The sequence below is a fragment of the Pseudomonas sp. MB-090624 genome (assembly GCF_003205245.1).
Lineage (GTDB): Bacteria > Pseudomonadota > Gammaproteobacteria > Pseudomonadales > Pseudomonadaceae > Aquipseudomonas > Aquipseudomonas juntendi.
The window spans coordinates 44,549-66,007 of record NZ_QJRK01000007.1; the positions used below are offsets into that span (position 1 = coordinate 44,549).

The 21,459-nt window shown below is 60.3% G+C and carries 16 protein-coding genes and 2 tRNA genes; 11 read left to right on the forward strand and 7 right to left on the reverse strand.

Going from position 1 to position 21,459, the window contains the following annotated elements; genetic code table 11:
- Nucleotides 1-55 precede the first annotated feature (55 nt).
- From DMX12_RS05400 to DMX12_RS05410, 3 genes are all read left to right on the forward strand, one after another.
- A complete protein-coding gene (locus DMX12_RS05400; RefSeq protein ID WP_009681301.1) occupies nucleotides 56-1,348 on the forward strand; it encodes an adenylosuccinate synthase in 1,293 nt (430 codons plus the stop codon).
- Between the two features lie 249 nt (nucleotides 1,349-1,597).
- Nucleotides 1,598-3,532, forward strand: coding sequence for a methyl-accepting chemotaxis protein (locus DMX12_RS05405; RefSeq protein WP_110676627.1), 1,935 nt, complete (start codon nucleotides 1,598-1,600; stop codon nucleotides 3,530-3,532).
- A gap of 186 nt (nucleotides 3,533-3,718) precedes the next feature.
- Nucleotides 3,719-4,171, forward strand: coding sequence for a DUF2867 domain-containing protein (locus tag DMX12_RS05410; protein WP_110676628.1), 453 nt, complete (start codon nucleotides 3,719-3,721; stop codon nucleotides 4,169-4,171).
- A 356-nt stretch (nucleotides 4,172-4,527) separates the two neighbouring features.
- On the opposite strand, the gene DMX12_RS05415 is transcribed toward DMX12_RS05410, so the two are convergent.
- The 4 genes from DMX12_RS05415 to DMX12_RS05430 all read right to left on the reverse strand — a co-directional run bounded on the left by DMX12_RS05415 (nucleotide 4,528) and on the right by DMX12_RS05430 (nucleotide 7,539).
- On the reverse strand, nucleotides 4,528-6,093 hold the full coding sequence (locus DMX12_RS05415; RefSeq protein ID WP_110676629.1) for an iron ABC transporter permease: 1,566 nt from the start codon (nucleotides 6,091-6,093) through the stop codon (nucleotides 4,528-4,530).
- Nucleotides 6,093-7,106, reverse strand: coding sequence for an extracellular solute-binding protein (locus DMX12_RS05420; RefSeq protein WP_110676631.1), 1,014 nt, complete (start codon nucleotides 7,104-7,106; stop codon nucleotides 6,093-6,095). Before DMX12_RS05420 ends, DMX12_RS05415 begins: the two co-directional genes overlap by 1 nt.
- Nucleotides 7,107-7,278: 172 nt before the next feature.
- A tRNA-Leu gene (locus DMX12_RS05425) sits at nucleotides 7,279-7,365 on the reverse strand.
- Between the two features lie 87 nt (nucleotides 7,366-7,452).
- Nucleotides 7,453-7,539, reverse strand: a tRNA-Leu gene (locus tag DMX12_RS05430).
- 272 nt (nucleotides 7,540-7,811) lie between these two features.
- On the opposite strand from DMX12_RS05430, the gene rnr reads away from it, so the two are divergent.
- The 7 genes from rnr to dnaB all read left to right on the forward strand — a co-directional run bounded on the left by rnr (nucleotide 7,812) and on the right by dnaB (nucleotide 15,001).
- On the forward strand, nucleotides 7,812-10,391 hold the full coding sequence (gene rnr / locus DMX12_RS05435) for a ribonuclease R (RefSeq protein ID WP_110676633.1): 2,580 nt from the start codon (nucleotides 7,812-7,814) through the stop codon (nucleotides 10,389-10,391).
- Complete coding sequence (gene rlmB, locus DMX12_RS05440) at nucleotides 10,388-11,134, forward strand: 23S rRNA (guanosine(2251)-2'-O)-methyltransferase RlmB (RefSeq protein ID WP_029887883.1); 747 nt, start codon at nucleotides 10,388-10,390, stop codon at nucleotides 11,132-11,134. The genes rnr and rlmB overlap by 4 nt, the downstream gene beginning before the upstream one ends.
- 307 nt (nucleotides 11,135-11,441) lie before the next feature.
- Nucleotides 11,442-11,867 carry a 30S ribosomal protein S6 gene (gene rpsF / locus DMX12_RS05445; protein WP_003249557.1) on the forward strand — a complete coding sequence of 142 codons (426 nt, stop codon included), beginning with the start codon at nucleotides 11,442-11,444 and terminating at the stop codon, nucleotides 11,865-11,867.
- A 28-nt stretch (nucleotides 11,868-11,895) separates the two neighbouring features.
- The gene (gene rpsR, locus DMX12_RS05450; RefSeq protein ID WP_003249563.1) at nucleotides 11,896-12,126 is read left to right on the forward strand and encodes a 30S ribosomal protein S18; all 231 of its coding nucleotides are present in this window, start codon (nucleotides 11,896-11,898) and stop codon (nucleotides 12,124-12,126) included.
- 33 nt (nucleotides 12,127-12,159) lie between these two features.
- Nucleotides 12,160-13,023 (forward strand): hypothetical protein, encoded by an 864-nt coding sequence (locus tag DMX12_RS05455; protein ID WP_110676635.1) that lies wholly within the window; start codon nucleotides 12,160-12,162, stop codon nucleotides 13,021-13,023.
- A gap of 20 nt (nucleotides 13,024-13,043) precedes the next feature.
- Nucleotides 13,044-13,490 carry a 50S ribosomal protein L9 gene (gene rplI / locus DMX12_RS05460; RefSeq protein ID WP_003249568.1) on the forward strand — a complete coding sequence of 149 codons (447 nt, stop codon included), beginning with the start codon at nucleotides 13,044-13,046 and terminating at the stop codon, nucleotides 13,488-13,490.
- A 113-nt stretch (nucleotides 13,491-13,603) separates the two neighbouring features.
- On the forward strand, nucleotides 13,604-15,001 hold the full coding sequence (gene dnaB, locus DMX12_RS05465; protein ID WP_009681285.1) for a replicative DNA helicase: 1,398 nt from the start codon (nucleotides 13,604-13,606) through the stop codon (nucleotides 14,999-15,001).
- A 442-nt stretch (nucleotides 15,002-15,443) separates the two neighbouring features.
- Here the strand turns inward: dnaB and DMX12_RS05470 are convergent, their stop codons facing one another.
- Genes DMX12_RS05470 through DMX12_RS05480 form a run of 3 tightly spaced genes read right to left on the reverse strand, consistent with a single transcriptional unit; the run spans nucleotide 15,444 to nucleotide 18,079 of the window.
- The gene (locus tag DMX12_RS05470) at nucleotides 15,444-16,772 is read right to left on the reverse strand and encodes an ATP-binding cassette domain-containing protein (RefSeq protein WP_232108440.1); all 1,329 of its coding nucleotides are present in this window, start codon (nucleotides 16,770-16,772) and stop codon (nucleotides 15,444-15,446) included.
- Nucleotide 16,773: 1 nt separating this feature from the next.
- Nucleotides 16,774-17,928, reverse strand: a complete 1,155-nt coding sequence (locus tag DMX12_RS05475; RefSeq protein ID WP_110676637.1) for a YcaO-like family protein — start codon at nucleotides 17,926-17,928, stop codon at nucleotides 16,774-16,776.
- A 52-nt stretch (nucleotides 17,929-17,980) separates the two neighbouring features.
- Nucleotides 17,981-18,079, reverse strand: a complete 99-nt coding sequence (locus tag DMX12_RS05480; protein WP_110676639.1) for an alginate O-acetyltransferase — start codon at nucleotides 18,077-18,079, stop codon at nucleotides 17,981-17,983.
- Nucleotides 18,080-19,075: 996 nt separating this feature from the next.
- Between DMX12_RS05480 and DMX12_RS05485 the strand changes: the two genes are divergently transcribed.
- Nucleotides 19,076-21,379: a YgiQ family radical SAM protein gene (locus DMX12_RS05485; RefSeq protein ID WP_110676641.1), complete on the forward strand. Its 2,304-nt coding sequence runs from the start codon at nucleotides 19,076-19,078 to the stop codon at nucleotides 21,377-21,379.
- Nucleotides 21,380-21,459: the final 80 nt, after the last annotated feature.

Below are 21,459 nucleotides of genomic sequence, written 5' to 3' on the forward strand. Positions count from 1 at the left end.
TTTCTGCGTCGGCAACAGGCCGGCAACCAAGTTTGCGTGAATGAGGACCAATGTAATGGGTAAGAATGTCGTCGTCCTGGGCACCCAGTGGGGTGATGAGGGCAAAGGCAAGATCGTCGATCTGCTGACCGAACATGCTGCCGCCGTAGTGCGCTACCAGGGTGGCCACAATGCGGGCCACACCCTGGTGATCAACGGTGAAAAAACCGTTCTGCACCTGATTCCGTCTGGCATCCTGCGTGAAGGCGTACAGTGCCTGATCGGCAACGGCGTGGTCGTTGCCCCGGATGCGCTGATGCGTGAAATCACCAAGCTGGAAGAGAAGGGCGTACCGGTGCGCGAGCGCCTGCGCATCTCCCCGGCAGCGCCGCTGATCCTGTCGTACCACGTGGCCCTGGACCAGGCCCGTGAAAAAGCCCGTGGCGAAGCCAAGATCGGCACCACTGGCCGCGGCATCGGCCCAGCCTACGAAGACAAGGTCGCCCGCCGCGGCCTGCGCGTGGGTGACCTGTTCCACCGCGAGCGTTTCGCTGCCAAGCTCGGTGAGCTGCTGGATTACCACAACTTCCAGCTGGTGAACTACTACAAAGAGCCGGCCATCGACTTCCAGCAGACCCTGGACGAGTGCATGGCCTACGCTGAACAGCTCAAGCCGATGATGCTCGACGTCACCGCCGAGCTGCACAACCTGCGCCGCGCCGGCAAGGACATCATGTTCGAGGGCGCCCAGGGTTCGCTGCTGGACATCGACCACGGTACCTACCCGTACGTCACCAGCTCCAATACCACGGCTGGTGGTATCTCCACCGGTTCCGGCGTGGGCCCGATGTACCTGGACTACATCCTGGGCATCACCAAGGCCTACACCACGCGCGTGGGTTCCGGTCCGTTCCCGACCGAGCTGTTCGACGAAACCGGCGCAACCCTGGCCAAGCGTGGCCACGAATTCGGCTCCACCACCGGCCGTGCTCGCCGTTGCGGCTGGTTCGACGCCGTGATCCTGCGTCGCGCCATCGACGTCAACAGCATCTCGGGCATCTGCCTGACCAAGCTGGACGTGCTCGACGGCCTGGAAACCATCAACATCTGCGTTGGCTACAAGAACGAGAACGGTGCCGTGATCGACGCACCTTCCGATGCCGACAGCTACATCGGCCTGGAGCCGGTGTACGAAGCGATGCCAGGCTGGAGCGAGTCGACCCTGGGCGTGAAAACCCTGGAAGAGCTGCCGCAGGCCGCGCGCAACTACATCAAGCGCATCGAAGAGTTGGTCGGCGCCCCGATCGACATCATTTCGACCGGCCCGGACCGCAACGAGACCATCGTCCTGCGTCATCCGTTCGCCTGATCTGCCCTCCAGGCTGATCTGACGCCGTGGCCCTGAAAGGGGCTGCGGCGTTTTTGTTTGTGGCGTATGCCTGCCTTGAGCGCTGTGGGCTTTCTGTGGAGGCTGGCTTGCAGGCGATAGGACCAGCCCAGGCAACCCCGTTGCTCAACCTTGGCGCATATCCCTGCTCCCCCCGGCACAACCCTTGCTGTAAGAAACATCTGACGATGCCATCAAAATAGTGGCGCCAGAAAACACGAGGGTTACAACGTGTCTGCCATCCTCTCACTGTTACGAAGCCGCCTTCTGCGGCCTGTGTTTGTTGCCCTTGGTATCGCGCTTTTGGTGCAGGTACTGGTTGCCGTTGCCCTCACCCGCAGCACGGTGACTGCCCTGGAGGCCGACCTTGGCGAGCGCCTGGGTAATGACAGCCGCCAACTCGCCAGCGAGCTGGAGCAGGCCGGGCAAGATGTACGTTCGGGCCTCGACGGCCTGTCCAGCAGCACTCGCCAGCGCCTCAGCGCGGGGTTGGCGACGCGCCTGCAAAGCGAGCAGCAGCAACTGCGCAGCACCCTGGAGAAGAACCTCAAGGATTCGGCCAGCGACATGGCCGAGTTGCTGGCCTCGGTCGCCCCGCGGGCGATCTGGGATAACGACGTGCCGGTACTCTCCGACTTCGCCCGCCGCGCCCAGCGCAATCCCAATGTGCTGTTCGTGATCTACGACGACGCGCAGGGCCAGCACCTGACCCGCTACCTGAACCGGCAAAACCCGATCAACCAGGCGTTGATGGAGAAAGGCCAAGGCGAGCGCGCGCTGGATAAGGTGATCGACGCCGCCCGGCGCGACCCGGCGGTGTACTTCGTGGAAGCGCCGATCAACCCCAATGGTGCGGAAATCGGCAAAGTGGTGATGGGGGTTTCCACCGCAGGCATCGACCAGGAACTCAAGGCCCTTGACCAGCGCTTTTCGGCGCTGATTGCCAGTGGTGAACAGTTGGTTGGCGACAGCCTGAACGGTGCTGCCGCCGACAGCGGCAACACCCTGCGCGAACGCCTGCAGAAAGCACAGGGCAGTGCAGCGGCAATGCAGGCCAATACCGCGCAGACCGTACGCGATGCCGCTGCCGAGCTGCGCTGGCGCATCGGCCTGGGCCTGGCGCTGGTGGGGTTAGGTGTATTGCTGGTCGTTGCCGTGGTGCTGGGGCGCCGGGTGCTGAGCAAGTTGCGCCTGTTGATAACTGCCCTGAATGACCTTGCGGCCGGCGAGGGCGACCTGACCAAGCGCGTGCCACTCGACAGCCGCGATGAAATTGGCGACATGGCCTCGGCGGTGAACCGTTTTGTCGACAAGCTGCAGCCAATCGTGCGGGAGGCGGGCGAAGTGGCGCAGCGTACCGGCGTGGAGATAGGCGCGATGGCCCAGCGCAATGCCGGCGCCGATGCTGCTGCCGCGCTGCAGCGTGATGAAGTGGCAGCGAGCCTGCGCGACCTGTCGAGCATGGCTGACGAAGCCCAGGCCGAAAGCCATGCGATGCAGGCGGCTCTGCAGCAGGTGGTGGATATTCGCCAGGCCACCGACGACAACAGCCGCAGCTCGACCCAGCTGGCGAGCTTGATCGAGAACCTGGCCGGCCAAGTGGAGACGGGCTCCCAGGTGATCGAGCGCCTGGCCAAGCAGAGTGAGCAGATCGAAGTGGTGCTGACGGTTATTCACGGCATCGCCGAGCAGACCAACCTGCTGGCCTTAAACGCCGCCATCGAGGCGGCCCGGGCAGGCGAGACCGGGCGCGGGTTTGCCGTGGTGGCCGATGAGGTGCGGGCGCTGGCGAGCAAGACACAAAGCTCCACTGGCGATATACAGTCGCACATCGCCGCGTTACAGAAGGGCGCCAAGGAGGCCGTGGCTACTATCAGCCAGGCCGGGCTCAAGGCCAGTGAAGGCCTGTTGGTGCTGCGCGACAACGAACGTCGCCAGCAGTCGGTGCAGGCTGCGGTGGAGCAAGTTCACGCGGCCATTGGTTTGGCGACTCGCGCTGCCGAACAACAGGCCCATGGCGCACAGGCGGTGCGGGGGCGGGTGGAGAACATCCATGCCCAGGCCGAACGCTCGGCTGAGGTGGTGATGCAGACCACGGCCAGCAGCAAGGTGCTGGATGACTTGGCGGCTCAGCTACGCGCCAGCCTGGGCCAGTTCCGGGCCTGAATCCTGCGCAGTCTCTTCTTGTGGGAGCGGCCTTGCGTCGCGAAAGGACCGCCAAGCGGTCCCAGGATATTCGCGTAAACACATCCATTGCTGGGGCCGCTTCGCGGCCCTTTCGCGACACAAGGCCGCTCCTACAGCGAGTCATGTTGCTATGCTGTCAGCGACACATGACAAAGGGAGTTGCTCATGTCCGCCCAATTGGTCGCCGCCCAGGCAGACCTCGATTTCCTCCACAGTGCCAGCAGACAGCTCACTGCCCCGATGACCGCCCTGCAAGCCTACTGCGCCATGACCTCGGATGTTCCCGCCTGGCTGGCCAAGGCCTTCCGCATTCGTGACTTCATCTCGCGTCGATTCAATGTCGCCGATATCCATGGCTTCACTCCCCAGAATCCTGGGCATGTGCCAGCCGACGGCGAGCATCTGGACTTCTTCACTGTCGAGGCCATCAGCGACCAGCAACTGGTGCTGACGTCGCGCGATACGCACTTGGCGGTGATGGTCTGCATGGATGTGAATGGGCAGCGCTTGAAAGTGACCACGTCGGTGCGGTGTTTCAATGCCTTTGGCCGGCTGTACATGCTGCCGGTTGGCCAGGTACATGGCCTGATCGTGCGTCGGATGTTGGCGAATTTGTAGACAGCGCTGAATATGAAGGTGAAGCATAGCCCATAGCCCATAGCCCATAGCCCATAGCCATGGCGTGGGAATTGGGCTTGGTTCATGGTTGCTGTTTCTGGATGGCTACAAGCGTATCCAAAGGAGGTGACGCAATGTTAGCTTCGATGCTGGGTGGTTAGCGCTGGGCGCTAGTGTCAGTCGGGCCTGTAGCAAGAGCGCGAGAATGAGTACCGAAGCTTTGACGATAATCGAGTCTATCCTGCTCGCTTGTATGGCAGTCAGCGTGTGTGTGATGGGAGTTTTAAAGTGAACTTGTGATGAGGTCTCAAATACTCAGGCTTGTGCCCAGGCCATATGGCAGCCTGGGCAAGCTTTCAAGCCTTGTTCAGATACATCCGCGTAGTCAGCAAATACACCGGCATCCCCGACACCACAATCAGCAATGCCGCATAAGGCGCCGCCGCCGCGAACTCGACGTTTGCCGTATGCGCCCACACCTCGGTCGCTAGGGTGGTCATGCCGGTCGGGCTGAGCAGCAGCGTTGCCGTAAGCTCTTTCATGGCATCCAGGAACACCAGGGCAAACGCTGCCGCCATGGCCGGGAAGATAATCGGCAGGGTCACCCGGCAGAACGCGGCAAAACTGCTCGCACCCAGCGTACGCGCAGCTTCTTCCAGCGTTGGCGAAGCCTTGTTCAGCGCGGTGCGCACCGGCGATTGCGCCAACGGCAGGAACAGCAGTGCATAGGCCAGCAGCAACAGTGCCGTGGTCTGGTACAGCGCCGGCACATAGTGCAAGGCGAAGAACACCAGGGTCAGGGCGATCACCAGGCCGGGCAGGGCGTGCAGCAGGTACGGCAGGCGCTCGGCCCAGATCGCCAGGCGGCCTTTGTAGCGCACCACCAGGAAGCTGATCGGCAGCGCCAACAGCACGCAGAAGCCGGCACCGCCAAGTGACACGGACAGTGAGGTGAACAGCGCCTTGGAAATGGCCGCCACCGGGAATGCCGCTGACGAACCTACGCTAAGCCAGTAGCCGAGCATCGCCAGGGGAATGCCGCTGCCCAGCACTGCCAGGCCCAGGCAGAACAGCTGCGCCGGCACCGCCCAACCACGCAGCCGCACCGGTTGTGCACGGCGTGCCACGCCCTGGCCGATGCGTACATGGCGGGCCTTGCCGCGCACGCGCAGCTCCAGCCACAGCATCACCAGGCACATCGCCAACAGGACGGCAGACAACATGGCCGCGTTGGCGTTGCTGAACTCCAGTTCGAACTGCTGGTAAATCGCCGTGGTGAAGGTTTGCAGGCCGAGAATCGACAGCGCACCGAACTCCACCAGCATGTGCAGGGCAATCAGCAGGGCACCGCCAAGCATCGATGGCCACAGCAGGGGCAGGGTCACCTTGGTGAATACGCCCCAGCGGCTACAACCCAGGGTGCGCGCCGACTCCTCCAGGGAGGTGTCGAGATTGCGCAGGGTCGCGGCCACCGGCAGGAACACCAGCGGGTACTTGGACAGGGCCATGACCATGATCGCCCCGCCCAACCCTTCGAAGTCCGAGCTAAGCGATACCCAGGTGAAGCTGCTGACGAACGACGGTACGGCAAACGGCAGGCACAGCACCACCCCCCACAGCCGGCGACCGGCCAGGTTGCTGCGCTCCAGCAGCCAGGCCAGCGCCAGACCGACCACCATGCAGGTCAGCGTTACACCGACCATCAGCAGCAGGGTATTGCGCATCAGCCCCCAGACAAAGGGCCGCCACAGCAGGTACAGGGCTTCGTGCCAGCCGGCTTCCCAGGCTTTGATCGCCACATAGGCCAGGGGCAGCAAGCTCATCGCCACCAGGAACAGCACAGGCAGCACGACCCAGATTGAAGGGCGCTTGCGGCGCGGTACGAAGCGTACCGGCAGCGGGGTGGACAGGGCGGCGGTCATCAGAGCAGGCCGACCTCGCGTTCCAGCTCGATGGCTTCTTCGGCATTACCCAGGTCAGCTGGCGAAATCTTCGGCGGGCGCAGTTCATCGAACGGTTTCAGGCCGCGGTCCGAAACCATGCCTTTGTGCAATGGGTACTCCGCGGTGGTCTGGGTGATCACGCGCTGGCCTTCTTCGCTGGCCATCCAGTTGAGCAGGGCCTGGGCCTCTTTCGGGTGCTTGCTGGCCTTCACGGCCGCGGCGCCCGAGATGGTCACCAGATTGCCGGCGTCGCCGTCGGCCAGGTAGTACAGTTTCGAATCGAGCTTGCCGCGCTCACGCTCCAAGGCGTACCAGTAATAGTTGTTCACCAGTACGGCAGCCACTTCGCCTTTTTCCACGGCCTTCAGCGCGACCATGTTGTTGGTGTAGGTCTTGCCGAAGGCCTTCAGGCCGGTCAGCCATTCTTCGGTGGCTTCACGCCCGTGCATCTTCAGGATGGCAACGGCCTGCTCCTGGAACGCACCGCTGGTCGGTACATAGCCTACGCGGCCTTCCCAGTCAGGGTTGGCGAAGTCCATGACGGTGGTCGGCAGGTCTTTCTCGTCGATCTTCTTCGGGTTGAAGACCACCACGCGGGTGCGCGCGGTAACGCCCATCCAGGTGCCGTTGGCAGCCACATATTCCTTGGGCAGCATGTTCAGCGTGGCGTCGTCGATCTTCGCCAGCAGGCCCAGTTCGCCCAGGTTGTTCAACGGTGGCGATTCTTCGGTGTAGATGATGTCGGCCGGCGAGCGATCGCCTTCCTCGATGATCTGGCTGGCCAGCTGGTTGCTGCTGCCTTTGCGGATATTGATGTGGATACCGGTCTTGGCCTCGTAGGCCTTGGCGATGGCTTCGCCGATTTCCTTGTGCTGACCGTTGTACATGGTCAGGGTGACCGGTGCGTCAGCCATGGCGGCCGGAGCGCCGATGACCAGGCTCAGCACGGCGGCGGCCAAGGTGCGCATCAGCGGTTGCGGGCGGATCGTCATGCGGGTACTTCCTCGCTTACGGCAACATATTTGGAAACAATGGTAAACGAAATCGTTTCTCATGTGGCCGGGTGACGATAAATTCATCGTCAGACCATGGTGCGAGGGGTGGGGGAGGGTACAAAAACCGCAGGCAAGAAAAAACCCACTAGCAAGCTAGTGGGTTTTTGTATGGTGCCCAGGAGAAGACTCGAACTTCCACGACCGTTAAGTCACTGATACCTGAAACCAGCGCGTCTACCAATTCCGCCACCTGGGCAAAGCTTTACATCAGCTGTAGAAGGCGACTATCGTTCGCTTTCACACAGTAGTAACAGATCCTTGGTCATCTGTTACTTGAAATACTTGGTGCCCAGGAGAAGACTCGAACTTCCACGACCTTGCGGTCACTGATACCTGAAACCAGCGCGTCTACCAATTCCGCCACCTGGGCACACATTCGAGATTATTTGGTGCTTTACAGCGCCGCTAATCTCTATTACAACTTCGGGCTAGTCCGTCGTTGTGGTGCGCACTATACGGGCGGCTTGGGGGGCTGTAAACCCCCTTGGCAAAAAAAAATTCAAAAATTTCAACTTGTTGATTCCACTGGCCTATTCCTGCTGTTTACGCACTGCAGCGGGGGCTGTCCAAGGCCGACATTTCCGGTTTCAATACGCCTATGCCAGAATTCCTATCTATATACCCCAAGGTGAACCCCTTCTGATGGCCGATTGGCAATCCCTCGATCCCGAGGCCGCTCGCGAAGCGGAAAAATACGATAACCCCATTCCCAGCCGTGAGCTGATCCTGCAATGCCTTGCCGACCGTGGCGAGCCCGCCGCACGCGAGGAGCTGGCGAAAGAATTTGGTCTGTATGAAGAAGACCAGATCGAAGCCTTGCGCCGCCGTCTGCGTGCCATGGAGCGCGATGGCCAGCTTATCTATACCCGGCGCGGCACTTATGCCCCGGTAGACAAGCTGGACCTGATCTGCGGCCGCGTCTCTGGCCACCGCGACGGCTTCGGTTTCCTTATTCCAGATGACGGCAGCGAAGACCTGTTCCTCAGCCCGTCGCAGATGCGCCTGGTGTTCGACGGTGACCGCGGCCTGGCGCGCGTGTCCGGCGTGGACCGCCGCGGCCGTCGCGAAGGCGTGCTGGTCGAGGTCATCTCCCGCGCCCACGAAAGCGTGGTCGGCCGTTACTTCGAAGAAGGCGGCATCGGCTACGTGACCCCCGACAACCCCAAGATCCAGCAAGAAGTGCTGGTGACTGCGGGGCGCAACGGTGGTGCCAAGATCGGCCAGTTCGTCGAGATCAAGATCACCCATTGGCCAACCCCGCGCTTCCAGCCGCAAGGCGACGTGGTGGAGGTCATTGGCAACTACATGGCCCCCGGCATGGAAATCGACGTTGCCTTGCGCAGCTACGATATCCCCCATGTGTGGCCCAAGGACGTGATCAAGGAAGCGCGCAAGTTCCGTTCTGAAGTCGAAGACAAGGACAAAGAGAAGCGCATCGACCTGCGTCACCTGCCGTTCGTCACCATCGACGGTGAAGACGCCCGCGACTTCGACGACGCCGTGTATTGCGAGCCGCTGGGCAAGCTGCGCCTGTTCTCCGGTGGCTGGCGCCTGTATGTGGCCATTGCCGACGTGTCCAGCTATGTACGCCTGGGTTCGGCCCTGGACGTCGAAGCGCAGCAGCGCGGCAACTCGGTGTACTTCCCCGAGCGCGTGGTGCCGATGCTCCCCGAGGAGCTGTCCAACGGCCTGTGCTCGCTGAACCCGCACGTTGATCGCCTGGCCATGGTCTGCGAAATGACCATGAACAAGGCCGGCCAGATGGTCGACTATCAGTTCTACGAAGGCGTTATCCACTCCCACGCCCGCCTGACCTACAACAAGGTCAGCAGCATGCTCGAGCACTCGCGCACCCGTGAAGGCAAGGCGCTGCGCGAAGAGTACAAGGCGGTCGTGCCAGACCTGAAGAACCTGTACAACCTGTACAAGGTGCTGGTGGAGGCGCGTCACACCCGTGGCGCCATCGACTTCGAGACCCAGGAAACCCGCATCATCTTCGGTGACGAGCGCAAGATCGCGGAAATCCGCCCGACCGTGCGCAACGATGCCCACAAGCTGATCGAAGAGTGCATGCTGGCTGCCAACGTGGCCACTGCCGAGTTCCTGCAGAAGCACGGCGTGCCAGCCCTGTACCGTGTGCACGACGGCCCGCCGCCGGAGCGCCTGGAAAAACTGCGCGCCTTCCTTGGCGAGCTGGGCCTCAGCCTGCACAAAGGCAAGGACCCGTCGCCGAAGGATTACCAGGCCCTGCTGGCGAGCATCGCCGGGCGCCCGGACTTCCACCTGATCCAGACGGTGATGCTGCGCTCGCTGAGCCAGGCCGTGTACAGCACCGAGAACAATGGCCACTTCGGCCTCAACTACGAGGCTTACACCCACTTCACCTCGCCGATCCGCCGTTACCCGGACCTGCTGGTGCACCGCGCCATTCGCAGCATCATCCGCTCCAAGGTCGACACCCCGCACGTCAAGCGGGCTGGTGCCATGAGCATTCCCAAGGCGCGCATCTACCCGTACGACGAGAACACCCTCGAGCAACTGGGTGAGCAGTGCTCGATGACCGAGCGCCGGGCCGACGAAGCCACCCGCGACGTGGTCAACTGGCTCAAGTGCGAGTTCATGAAAGACCGCGTGGGCGAGACCTTCCCGGGTGTGATCACCGCCGTGACCGGCTTCGGCCTGTTCGTCGAGTTGACCGACATCTACGTGGAAGGCCTGGTGCACGTCAGTGCGCTGCCGGGCGACTACTACCACTTCGACCCGGTGCACCACCGCCTGTCCGGCGAGCGCACCGGGCGCAGTTTCCGCCTGGGCGACACCATCGAAGTGAAGGTCATGCGGGTAGACCTGGACGAGCGCAAGATCGACTTCGAAGTGGCCCAGTCGACCCTGGCGGCACCTATCGGTCGCAAGCAGCGCGGCGCCGCGCCAGCAGCTGACCAGGCCGAGCAGCCGCCGCTGAGCGAGGCGAAGGCCACGCCAAAGCCGCGCAGCCGCAAAAGCGAGGCTGCCGAAGCCTACTTCCCGAAAGACGCGGTGCAGCGTAATGCCGAAGTGCGCAAGAGCCGCGAGATGAAAAAGGCGCTGATGAGCGAGGCGCGCACGGGCGGCCACGCCAGCAGTAAGTCGGACAAAGGTGGCAAGGCCACCGGCAAACCGACCAAGCACCGTAAAGGCCCACCGAAGTCCGGTGCGCCACGCAAGAGCAAGAGCAAGTCATGAGTCAGCTGGAAAAGATCTACGGCGTGCACGCCGTGCAGGCATTGCTGCAGCACCATCCGAAGCGGGTCAAGCAGATCTGGCTGTCGGAAGGGCGCAGCGAGCCACGCCTGCAGGCGCTGTTGGCACTGGCCGCGGAAAACCGCGTGGCGGTTGGCCAGGCCGAGCGCCGCGAAATGGATGCCTGGGTCGAGGGGGTGCACCAGGGCGTTGTCGCCGAGGTCAGCCCTAGCCAGGTGTGGGGCGAACTGATGCTCGAAGAGTTGCTCGAGCGCACGGAAACCCCGCCGCTGATCCTGGTGCTGGACGGTGTGACCGACCCGCACAACCTCGGCGCCTGTCTGCGTACTGCCGATGCGGCCGGCGCCACGGCAGTGATCGTGCCCAAGGACAAGTCGGCTACCCTGACCCCGGTGGTGCGCAAGGTGGCCTGCGGCGCTGCCGAGGTCATTCCGCTGGTAGCTGTCACCAACCTGGCGCGTACGCTGGAGAAATTGCAGCAACGTGGCCTGTGGGTGGTCGGCACCGCGGGTGAGGCCGAGCAGGAGATCTACCAGCAAGACCTGACCGGGCCGCTGGTGATGATCATGGGCGCTGAAGGCAAGGGCATGCGCCGCCTCACCCGCGAACATTGCGACTTCCTGGTGAAGTTGCCGATGAGCGGCAGCGTCAGCAGCCTTAACGTATCGGTCGCCACGGGCGTTTGCCTGTTTGAGGCCGTGCGTCAGCGCCAGGCCAAGCGCTGATCTTAAGCCTGTAACGGCCCCTTCGCGGGCATGCCCGCTCCCACAGGTTCGCTGCTGCCTCTGGCAACGCAGCTTTCCTGTGGGAGCGGGCGTGCCCGCGAAGGGGGCTTGACGCCATGTGAATATGTTTCAGGCTGTTCAAATATTCGCCAATTGCCTTGCTTGTGCGCAACGCCTTCTCTACAATTGCGCCCCTTGCCGAGCTGGCAGGCGCTCATGTGCCTCCCCTCCGTGCAAGACATACAGTGTCATTCACTCCTTGTCTGACCAGATTCACTGGCAGACTACTAACCCGTAAGGAGCATTCATGCGTCATTACGAAATCATCTTCCTGGTTCACCCGGACCAGAGCGAACAAGTCGGCGGCATGGTTGAGCGTTACACCAAGCTGATCGAAGAAGATGGTGGCAAAATCCACCGCCTGGAAGACTGGGGCCGTCGTCAACTGGCCTACGCAATCAACAATGTTCACAAGGCTCACTACGTGATGCTGAACGTTGAGTGCACCGGCAAGGCCCTGGCCGAGCTGGAAGACAACTTCCGCTACAACGATGCCGTGATCCGTAACCTGGTCATCCGTCGTGACGAAGCCGTTACCGGCCAGTCCGAGATGCTGAAGGCTGAAGAGAACCGCAGCGAGCGCCGTGAGCGTCGCGAGCGTCCTGAGCATGCTGACTCCGCCGAAGGCGACGACAGCAATGACAGCGACTCCAGCGATAACGCTGACGAGTAATCCACGGACCTTTAGAGGAGCCTATTAAATGGCACGTTTCTTCCGTCGTCGTAAATTCTGCCGCTTCACTGCTGAAGACGTGAAAGAGATCGACTTCAAAGATCTCAACACCCTGAAAGCTTACGTATCCGAAACCGGCAAGATCGTTCCAAGCCGTATCACCGGTACCAAAGCTCGTTATCAGCGTCAGCTGGCTACCGCTATCAAGCGCGCCCGCTTCCTGGCCCTGCTGCCCTACACCGACAGCCACGGCCGCTGAGACCGGGTCGTCGACAAGCAGTAAGGGATTAGCATGCGAGCGTTAGCAAGTTTCATCATGCGCGGTCGTATGCAGGCCACCCTGGTGGTGGTCATCAGCGCGGTACTGCCGCTGCTGTTCTGGTTGAGTGCCGCTGCCGGCAGCCTTGTGCTGCTGCGGCGTGGGTTCAGGGATGCTACATCGGTCATCGTCGGCGGCTTGCTCGCCGGGCTGGCTGTGTGGGTCATGGGCGATCCCATCACCTTTCTGGTGATTGCGGGTGCCCTGGCCTTGGCCGCCATGTTGCGTGCCGAGCATCCCTGGAACCGGGTGTTGCTCGCCAGTGCCGTGTTCGCCGTGGCTTTCAGCCTCGTGCTTGATCTGGCACTGGCGCAGACCTTCGATATGCTGGCCAAGGCGTTTGCCGAAGCCATGCCGAAAATCGAAGGGGAGCCCGTGCTCTCCGGTGAGCTGATCCGCCCTGTGCTGGTCGCCTCCACAGCAGTGACGGTGCAATTGTTCAGTGTGCTGGCGTTGATGCTGGCGCGCTATTGGCAAGCAGCGTTGTACAACCCTGGAGGCTTCGGTCGCGAGTTTCGCGAGCTGAAGTTGCCGAAACAGACCATGGCGGTCTTGGTGGCAGTGATGGTGGTGGCACCGTTTATCGGTCCGCAGTTCATCATTCTGGCATCGGCTTCCAGCCTGGTACTGGTGCTGGCCGGCATCGCGTTGATGCACGGGCTGGTGGCACAGGGGCGACTGGCCGGTTTCTGGCTGGTGGGCATGTACGTGACGTTGCCGCTGATCATGCAGCTGATTTATCCGTTGCTGGTGGTCTTGGCCATTGTCGACAGCCTGATTGATTTTCGCGGTCGCAAGTCCCCCAAGGGGAATGACTCCGCGAACGGTGAAGGTTAAAAGTTAAGAGGTTTTACCAAATGGAACTGATCCTGCTGGAAAAAGTCGCTAACCTGGGCAACCTGGGCGACAAAGTAAAAGTTAAGGCTGGTTATGGCCGTAACTTCCTGCTGCCATTCGGCAAGGCCACCGTTGCCAACGCCGCCAACCTGGCTGCGTTCGAAGAGCGTCGTGCCGAGCTGGAAAAAGCAGCCGCTGACAAGAAAGCTTCGGCTGAAAGCCGCGCTGCCCAACTGGCCGAGCTGGAAGTGACCATCACTGCCACCGCTGGCGACGAAGGCAAGCTGTTCGGTTCGATCGGCACCCACGACATCGCTGACGCCCTGACCGCCTCTGGCGTTGAAGTGGCCAAAGCTGAAGTTCGTCTGCCGAACGGCACTATCCGTCAGGTTGGCGAATACGACGTAGCTGTGCACCTGCACAGCGACGTTGAAGCCACTGTACGTGTGGTTGTCGTAGCTGCCTAAGCTGCGCTGACTGGCTGGCTCCCTGCGAGCCAGGCAGTTAACATCGGGCACGGTCCTGTTTCCTACAGGCCGTGCCCTTTGTCTTTTTCGTCCTCCAGAATTCTTTCGTGGCCATGAACGAGATCACCACTTCCGAACAGCTAGACCTGCAAACCGCAGCCCTCAAGGTGCCGCCGCATTCCATCGAGGCCGAACAGGCCGTGCTCGGTGGCCTGATGCTGGACAACAACGCCTGGGAGCGGGTGCTGGATCAGGTATCGGACGGCGATTTCTATCGGCATGACCACCGCCTGATCTTCCGTGCCGTGCACAAGTTGGCCGACGCCAACCAGCCATTCGACGTGGTTACCCTGCACGAGCAACTGGACAAGGAAGGCCTGTCTTCGCAAGTTGGCGGCCTGGCGTACCTGGCAGAACTGGCCAAGAACACGCCGTCGGTGGCGAACATCAAGGCTTATGCCGCGATCATTCGCGAGCGCGCCACGTTGCGCCAGCTGATCAGCATCAGTACCGACATCGCCGACAACGCCTTCAACCCGCAAGGGCGCAACGCGGAAGAAATCCTCGACGATGCCGAGCGGCAGATTTTCCAGATTGCCGAGGCCCGGCCGAAAACCGGTGGTCCGGTGGGGGTCAACGAGCTGTTGACCATGGCCATCGACCGTATCGACACCTTGTTCAACTCCGACAGCGACATTACCGGTGTATCCACCGGCTTTACCGACCTGGACGAGAAGACCAGCGGCCTGCAGGCGGCCGACTTGATCATCGTTGCTGGCCGCCCGTCGATGGGCAAGACCACCTTTGCCATGAACCTGGTGGAAAACGCCGTACTGCGTACCGACAAGGCCGTGCTGGTGTTCTCGCTGGAAATGCCAGGTGAGTCGCTGATCATGCGTATGCTGTCGTCGCTGGGCCGCATCGACCAGACCAAGGTCCGTTCCGGCCAGCTGGACGACGATGACTGGCCGCGGTTGACTTCGGCGGTGAACCTGCTCAACGACCGCAAGTTGTTCATCGACGACACCGCGGGCATCAGCCCCTCGGAAATGCGCGCGCGCACCCGCCGCCTGGCCCGTGAACACGGCGAAATCGCCATGATCATGGTCGATTACCTGCAGCTGATGCAGATTCCGGGTTCGGCCGGTGATAACCGCACCAACGAAATTTCCGAGATTTCCCGCTCGCTCAAAGCCTTGGCAAAGGAATTCAACTGCCCGGTCATCGCCCTGTCGCAGCTGAACCGCTCGCTGGAACAACGCCCGAACAAGCGCCCGGTGAACTCCGACTTGCGTGAGTCCGGTGCAATTGAGCAGGACGCCGACGTGATCATGTTCGTGTACCGCGACGAGGTGTACCACCCCGAGACCGAGCACAAGGGCGTGGCGGAAATCATCATCGGTAAACAGCGTAACGGCCCGATCGGCTTTGTCCGTTTGGCGTTTATCGGCAAGTACACCCGCTTCGAAAACCTCGCGCCGGGCATGTACAACTTCGATGATGATGAATAACTCACTGTAGGAGCGGCCTTGCGTCGCGATGGGCTGCGCAGCAGCCCCCACACTGTTTGCATTTGCACTGAAATCCTGGGGCTGCTGCGCAGCCCATCGCGACGCAAGGCCGCTCCTACAAGGTGTAAGGAGCGCCGGCTAGCGGGGGATTCTGAGCGATGTTCGTTTGCATTTGGCCGATGATCCGACCCTCGCTCATGGTGATAACCCGGTCAAACCGCGACAGCACGCTCTGATCATGCGTGACACAAACCAGCCCTCTTCCGTTGAATGCCTCAAACAACAGATCCCAAGTGCGCTCTGCCGACCCGGCATCGAGCCCAGCTGTAGGTTCATCAAAGAAATTGAATTCCCCAGGCTGATTAAGAAGGCGTAGCAGCGTCAGCCTGCGTGCTTCGCCGCCGGAAATCGATTCTGCGCGTGCATCCAGATCAAGTTCGTATCAGTCTTTGCTCAGGCCCAACCGTTCAAGCCACCGCTCGATTTGAGCGCGATCATGAGCTTGCTCGAACAGCACCGCGCGGGGCAGGGAGCCGGGTATGAAATGCGTATCCTGAGGACAAAGTCGTAAGCGACTGAACTGTTCTCTTGCGTCGAGCGAGGCCAGGCACCTGCCTTGCAGATGCACTTCCTTGCGTAACGGGAAAATCGTTCCCGCTAACGTATGCAAAAGTGTCGATTTGCCACATCCGCTGGGCCCTATCAGCGCGACCCGTTCTCCTTTGTGCAGTACCAAGGGTTCTTCGATGTTAAGTTGTACAGTATCCCGAGCGCGCAACTGGCATGGGGCGATGCTCAGGCCGGCGCCCTTTCCTTGGGACGTCGGCTCGGTAGTGCGTGCCGGGCCAAATGAGGGGAGCTGGAGCCAGTGCTCGAGCTTGCGCTTGTCTAGCCGAAACTGATCTACCAATCGCCAAGCCTCAGCGAGTTGCGCAACCCCTGCCAGCAATCCGCTCACCAAGGTAAAGAGAGCAACTAACTCGCCCAAGCTCAGCTGCGGTGTTGCCAGACCCTGATCATGGATACCCCACATGAGTAAACCGCCACTGCCCAGGCCTATGAATAGGGTGCGCAGGCACTGTATCCAACCCCCACTGTAAGCTACCTGCACTGCTGATTCGGCATAGTGCGAAAGCGTCTGATTGACCGGGAGCATTGCGGCATCCTCGGCCTTTTCCAGTTTGACCGTTGTCGCGCTGGCGAAAGTATCCACCCATTGTTCCGCCAGCTCATCCTCGCGCGCGTTCACTGCCTCAATATGGGGTCGGCGCCAGCGCACCAGGCGATCGTTGGCCCATAGGTAGACAAGGCTCAAAGGGATGAGGCCGATCAACACCGAAGTTGCCCCCAAGTAAGCGAATAGGGTTATCAGCACTGCAGCCTCGGCCAACACCGGCCATGCCGAGCCAATCAAAAAGCCTAGCCACCGCTCCTGTGCGGTAATCCCCCTATCCAGCACTTTCACCAGTGTTCCGCCATGGAGTTGTCCATAGGCCTCGAAGCGTTTGTCCAGCAATTCGCGGCACCAGCGGATGGAAAGTTGCTTCACGCGTTCTTGGCAAAGTCGCGCCAGGCACCAAGCCTGCAAAGGGGTCATTGACGCTTGTAATGCTACCAGGCATATGAAGGCTCCGAGCAAAAGCTGGGAAGACGCCGCTGAAGCGGCCAGGTTGTCAATGATGTCGGCCAAGACTAGGGCCGGTACGACGGTCGCGATTTTCAGGAGTAGCGTCGCACCTAGGGCGGCGAGAATGCCTTTATAGAGATGCATGTCATTGCCCTATGCCTTTGAGCGCGCTCTGCGGCGCGACTGGGATACCTGACCTGATAAGGTGGAATCGTTCGAGTCCGGGTATGAACACCTGGACAACGGTAGCGAAGTTCGGGTGCTCATAAAGAGTGCGATAGAATGCGGCCGTATTTTGTTTTTCCAGATTGATCAGCGTTCGCTTGACTTGTCCGCGCACGCTGAGATCAGTTCGGGGAGGGTGAAAAGCGGGTACCGCGTACCTGGGGCATGGGTGTAGAAGTGCCGAAAGTCGGGTTGAGTGCGCCAGCATTTTTGCGACGGCTTGGTCTTCTTGTTTTTCTTCTGGCCCAGAAAGTTCCGCGCACTGAATTTGCTCCGTCACGGCACGGTACAGTGCAATGCCGGGATTGATAGAGCTACCGGAACCTACGCTACTGAGTGAACCTTCTTTTTTGCAGCGAGAAACAGCGATGCAAAATGGAACATCGTAGAAATCGTGGGTCAGGTATATTTCCAGTTTATGTATCTGGCGGATCAACTTGCTGTCATGGCCAAATGTTTCTTCCAGAAAAGAACTCGAGGGTTTGTAGAGTTTTGGTGGGGACGTCAGGCCGCAAAGTGACAGATAGTACATGGAGAGTGCGTGGCGTTCGAGAGCTTCATTTATCGCGTGCAGTAAAGCTTCGTTCTCGGTGCAACCAAGTGCTGTGCCAGAATTGGTGGCATATTTGGCGAGGAAGCCCCCTGCAGTTTTCTCTGTTTCATCAATGTTTTTGGAGCACGGTGCAACCAATATAGCGGGAATGGTTATTTCGTCGTACGTATTCAGTGCCTGAAAGCTGAGGGAAGGTATTCGGCAATCAGGTGGTATGGACTTGAGCAACCAGTCATCATACGGGGCGATCGACTCCAGGATCTGGTCGCTGTCAATGAGTATTGGAGTAGCCTTGTCAACGAAATAATGCTCTAGACTTTCGGCAAGCGCTCCTAATTCACAAAGGTCACCTTTCCCTGCTCCGCAAGAGACTTCTTTGTACGCACTGTCGTATAGATGGCATGTCGCGACCAGGCTGTTTATTTTTGAAAGTTTAATTTGTGAGTGCAATCCAAGGCGATCACGCAGATTTTTCAGTCGATTATAGGCTTCTTCTGTGTTTAGCTCGCGTTCGGTAATCATACTTTGCTCCTGAGTAAGGCCAGAAGGGGCTGAGCCCCTTCTGGTTTATCGCTTACAGCAGATTGAGGAAATCAATCTCGGACTCGGTGAACGTATAGTTGGTCATGCGCGGGACCTGTGGAATATGGATTTCAGAACGACGACGTCCCATGGTTGGTACTCCTGTGAAGTTGATTTGAGAGCGCCTTTCAGCGCGTCACTGTTGTATCACTTGTTTTTTTCTGGGTTCAAGATCAGCGCCGGGTTTATAGCGGAAAGTTTTCGTAAGAATGGTTGCCGGTGCTTGAGGTTTAAGTCCTACATTGTTTCGGAAGATTTAGAAAACCATCTAATAATTGGCAGGTTAGAGTTTGCGTAGGGTTGAGGAAGCAAAACATTCAGTAAAAAATTGAGGGGTTGAGATCACTTAGCAGGGAAAAAGGGGGCGCTCACCATCTGCCGTCGCGGATCTAAAGCCGAGAACGTCGAGGGAAGCGCCATTGTTGTAGATCGGTTAGCCGGCCAATAATCAATTGCGTGCCCTTTCGTGTAGGCCGTTTCTGCAATACCAACCTACCGCCTTTGTGCCATTGCGGTGGTTTTCCGGGCGGCCTGGTCTAGGTCTGACGTGGGCAAAGCAGCGATCGGGCCTGTAAGCCCGCAGACGATTAATACCGCTATTCGGATTGTTTAAGGCAACCCGCTGCGAGGGCAGATGCCTTTGTAAGGCTTTTTTTGATGTCGCCTGGGCGGGCTCTTTCGCGGGCATGCCCGCTCCCACAGGTTGGTGCAAGTCGCGAAGTTTGTGGTGACTTTGTGGGAGCGGGCGTGCCCGCGAAGAGGCCCGCCCAGGCAGTAGAGAATTATCATGGGAATGAACACTCAGTTCACCGTCGGCAAGACCACGTTCTATCAAGGCGAAAATGGTACCTACCCGTCGTTCCGCATCGAGCCCGGAATCCCATGCCAGGACGCTCGCGACCATTCTTCGGCGTTGATGGGGTATGAGCGCCAATTGACCATGATTGGGTTGATGGATGAAACAACCCCCAAGTCAGCCAACCGTCACCCCACCCACCAATCCCCCACGAATGCAGTCGGATTTGGTCAAAATTTGTGCTATATTTCGCGCCCGCGATTTTCCTGCACACCAGAACCGGTCACTGACATGCAAGCAGCCAAACCACTCTACGACTATCCCAAGTACTGGGCCGAATGCTTCGGGCCAGCACCTTTCCTGCCAATGAGCAGGGAGGAGATGGATCTGCTCGGCTGGGATTCCTGCGACATCATCATCGTGACCGGGGATGCCTACGTCGATCACCCCTCGTTCGGCATGGCCATCATCGGCCGGCTACTGGAAGCCCAGGGTTTCCGCGTGGGCATCATTGCCCAGCCGAACTGGCAGTCCAAAGACGACTTCATGAAGCTCGGCGAGCCCAACCTGTTCTTCGGCGTGGCCGCTGGCAACATGGACTCGATGATCAACCGCTACACCGCGGACAAGAAAATCCGTTCCGACGACGCCTACACCCCGGGCGGCCTGGCCGGTAGCCGACCAGACCGCGCCAGCCTGGTGTACAGCCAGCGCTGCAAGGAAGCCTACAAGCATGTGCCGATCGTACTCGGCGGCATCGAGGCATCGTTGCGTCGCATTGCCCACTACGACTACTGGCAGGACAAGGTTCGCCATTCGATCCTGATCGACGCCAGCGCCGACATCCTGCTGTTCGGCAACGCCGAGCGGGCGGTGGTCGAGGTGGCCCAGCGCCTGTCCAGTGGCGAAAGCATCGAAAGCATCACCGACGTGCGCGGCACCGCTTTCGTGCGCCGTGATACGCCGCAGGGCTGGTATGAAATCGACTCGACCCGCATCGACCGCCCAGGCCGTGTCGACAAGATCATCAACCCCTACGTGAACACCCAGGACACCCAGGCCTGTGCCATCGAGCAGGCCAAGGGCGACCAGGAAGACCCGAACGAAGCCAAGGTGGTACAGATTCTCGACAGCCCGGCGGTCACGCGGGAAAAGTCGGTCATCCGCCTGCCATCGTTCGAGAAGGTGCGTAACGACCCGGTGCTCTATGCCCACGCCAACCGCGTGCTGCACCTGGAGACCAACCCGGGCAACGCCCGTGCACTGGTGCAGAAACACGGTGACGTGGACGTGTGGTTCAACCCGCCACCCATTCCGATGAGCACCGAGGAAATGGACTACGTGTTCGGCATGCCTTACGCCCGTGTACCGCACCCAGCGTACGGCAAGGCGCGTATCCCGGCCTACGAGATGATCCGTTTCTCGGTCAACATCATGCGCGGCTGCTTCGGCGGCTGCACCTTCTGCTCGATCACCGAGCACGAAGGCCGCATCATCCAGAACCGCTCGCACGAGTCGATCCTGCACGAAATCGAAGAGATGCGTGACAAGGTGCCAGGCTTCACCGGCGTGGTGTCCGACCTTGGCGGGCCGACTGCGAACATGTATCGCATCGCGTGCAAGAGCCACGACATCGAAAAGCACTGCCGCAAGCCCTCGTGCGTGTTCCCTGGCATCTGCGAGAACCTCAACACCGACCACAGTTCGCTGATCGAGCTGTACCGCAAGGCTCGCGCCCTGCCAGGGGTGAAGAAGATCCTGATTGCCTCGGGCCTGCGCTACGACCTGGCCGTGGAGTCGCCGGAATACGTCAAGGAGCTGGTCACCCACCACGTAGGTGGCTACCTGAAGATTGCCCCGGAGCACACCGAGCGTGGCCCGCTGGACAAGATGATGAAGCCGGGCATTGGTACCTATGACCGCTTCAAGCGCATGTTCGAGAAATTCTCGAAAGAAGCGGGTAAAGAGCAGTACCTGATCCCGTACTTCATTGCCGCGCACCCGGGTACCACCGACGAAGACATGATGAACCTGGCGCTATGGCTCAAGGGCAATGGCTTCCGTGCCGACCAGGTACAGGCGTTCTACCCGTCGCCGATGGCCTCGGCCACCGCCATGTACCACTCGGGTAAGAACCCGCTGCGCAAAGTGACCTACAAGAGCGAAGGTGTGAAAATCGTCAAGAGTGACGAGCAGCGCCGTCTGCACAAGGCATTCTTGCGCTACCACGACCCGAAAGGCTGGCCAATGCTGCGCGAAGCGCTGCAGCGCATGGGCCGCGCCGACCTGATCGGGCCTGGCAAGCACCAGTTGATTCCGGCGCACCAGCCGCAGACCGACAGCTACCAGAGCGCGCGCCGCAAGAACTCGACCCCGTCGGGCAGCCACAAAGTGGGCAAGGACCAGAAAATCCTGACCCAGCACACGGGCCTGCCACCGCGTGGCAGCGATGGCAGCAAGCCGTGGGACAAGCGCGAAAAGGCCAAGGCCGAAGCGTTTGCGCGTAACCAGCAGGCGGCCAAGGAGCGCAAGGAAGCGGGCAAGGGCGGTGGCGGCAAGGGCAAGAAACCGCGCCAGCCAGTCATTCCGCGCTGATTTCGGGGGCCGCCTTGCGGCCCAATCGCCGGCAAGCCAGCTCCCACAGGTACAATGCTCGCTTTAGGATTTTGTGCAGT

What these genes read in the sequence shown, in the direction of transcription:
- rlmB (WP_029887883.1), top strand. Translation starts at nt 10,388, where the DNA reads ATGAGTCAGCTGGAAAAGATCTACGGCGTGCACGCCGTGCAGGCATTG.
- DMX12_RS05420 (WP_110676631.1), bottom strand. Translation starts at nt 7,106, where the DNA reads ATGACGATCCGCCCGCAACCGCTGATGCGCACCTTGGCCGCCGCCGTG.
- DMX12_RS05400 (WP_009681301.1), top strand. Translation starts at nt 56, where the DNA reads ATGGGTAAGAATGTCGTCGTCCTGGGCACCCAGTGGGGTGATGAGGGC.
- DMX12_RS05470 (WP_232108440.1), bottom strand. Translation starts at nt 16,772, where the DNA reads ATGCATCTCTATAAAGGCATTCTCGCCGCCCTAGGTGCGACGCTACTC.
- dnaB (WP_009681285.1), top strand. Translation starts at nt 13,604, where the DNA reads ATGAACGAGATCACCACTTCCGAACAGCTAGACCTGCAAACCGCAGCC.
- rpsR (WP_003249563.1), top strand. Translation starts at nt 11,896, where the DNA reads ATGGCACGTTTCTTCCGTCGTCGTAAATTCTGCCGCTTCACTGCTGAA.
- rnr (WP_110676633.1), top strand. Translation starts at nt 7,812, where the DNA reads ATGGCCGATTGGCAATCCCTCGATCCCGAGGCCGCTCGCGAAGCGGAA.
- DMX12_RS05410 (WP_110676628.1), top strand. Translation starts at nt 3,719, where the DNA reads ATGTCCGCCCAATTGGTCGCCGCCCAGGCAGACCTCGATTTCCTCCAC.
- rpsF (WP_003249557.1), top strand. Translation starts at nt 11,442, where the DNA reads ATGCGTCATTACGAAATCATCTTCCTGGTTCACCCGGACCAGAGCGAA.
- DMX12_RS05455 (WP_110676635.1), top strand. Translation starts at nt 12,160, where the DNA reads ATGCGAGCGTTAGCAAGTTTCATCATGCGCGGTCGTATGCAGGCCACC.
- DMX12_RS05485 (WP_110676641.1), top strand. Translation starts at nt 19,076, where the DNA reads ATGCAAGCAGCCAAACCACTCTACGACTATCCCAAGTACTGGGCCGAA.
- DMX12_RS05480 (WP_110676639.1), bottom strand. Translation starts at nt 18,079, where the DNA reads ATGGGACGTCGTCGTTCTGAAATCCATATTCCACAGGTCCCGCGCATG.
- DMX12_RS05415 (WP_110676629.1), bottom strand. Translation starts at nt 6,093, where the DNA reads ATGACCGCCGCCCTGTCCACCCCGCTGCCGGTACGCTTCGTACCGCGC.
- rplI (WP_003249568.1), top strand. Translation starts at nt 13,044, where the DNA reads ATGGAACTGATCCTGCTGGAAAAAGTCGCTAACCTGGGCAACCTGGGC.
- DMX12_RS05475 (WP_110676637.1), bottom strand. Translation starts at nt 17,928, where the DNA reads ATGATTACCGAACGCGAGCTAAACACAGAAGAAGCCTATAATCGACTG.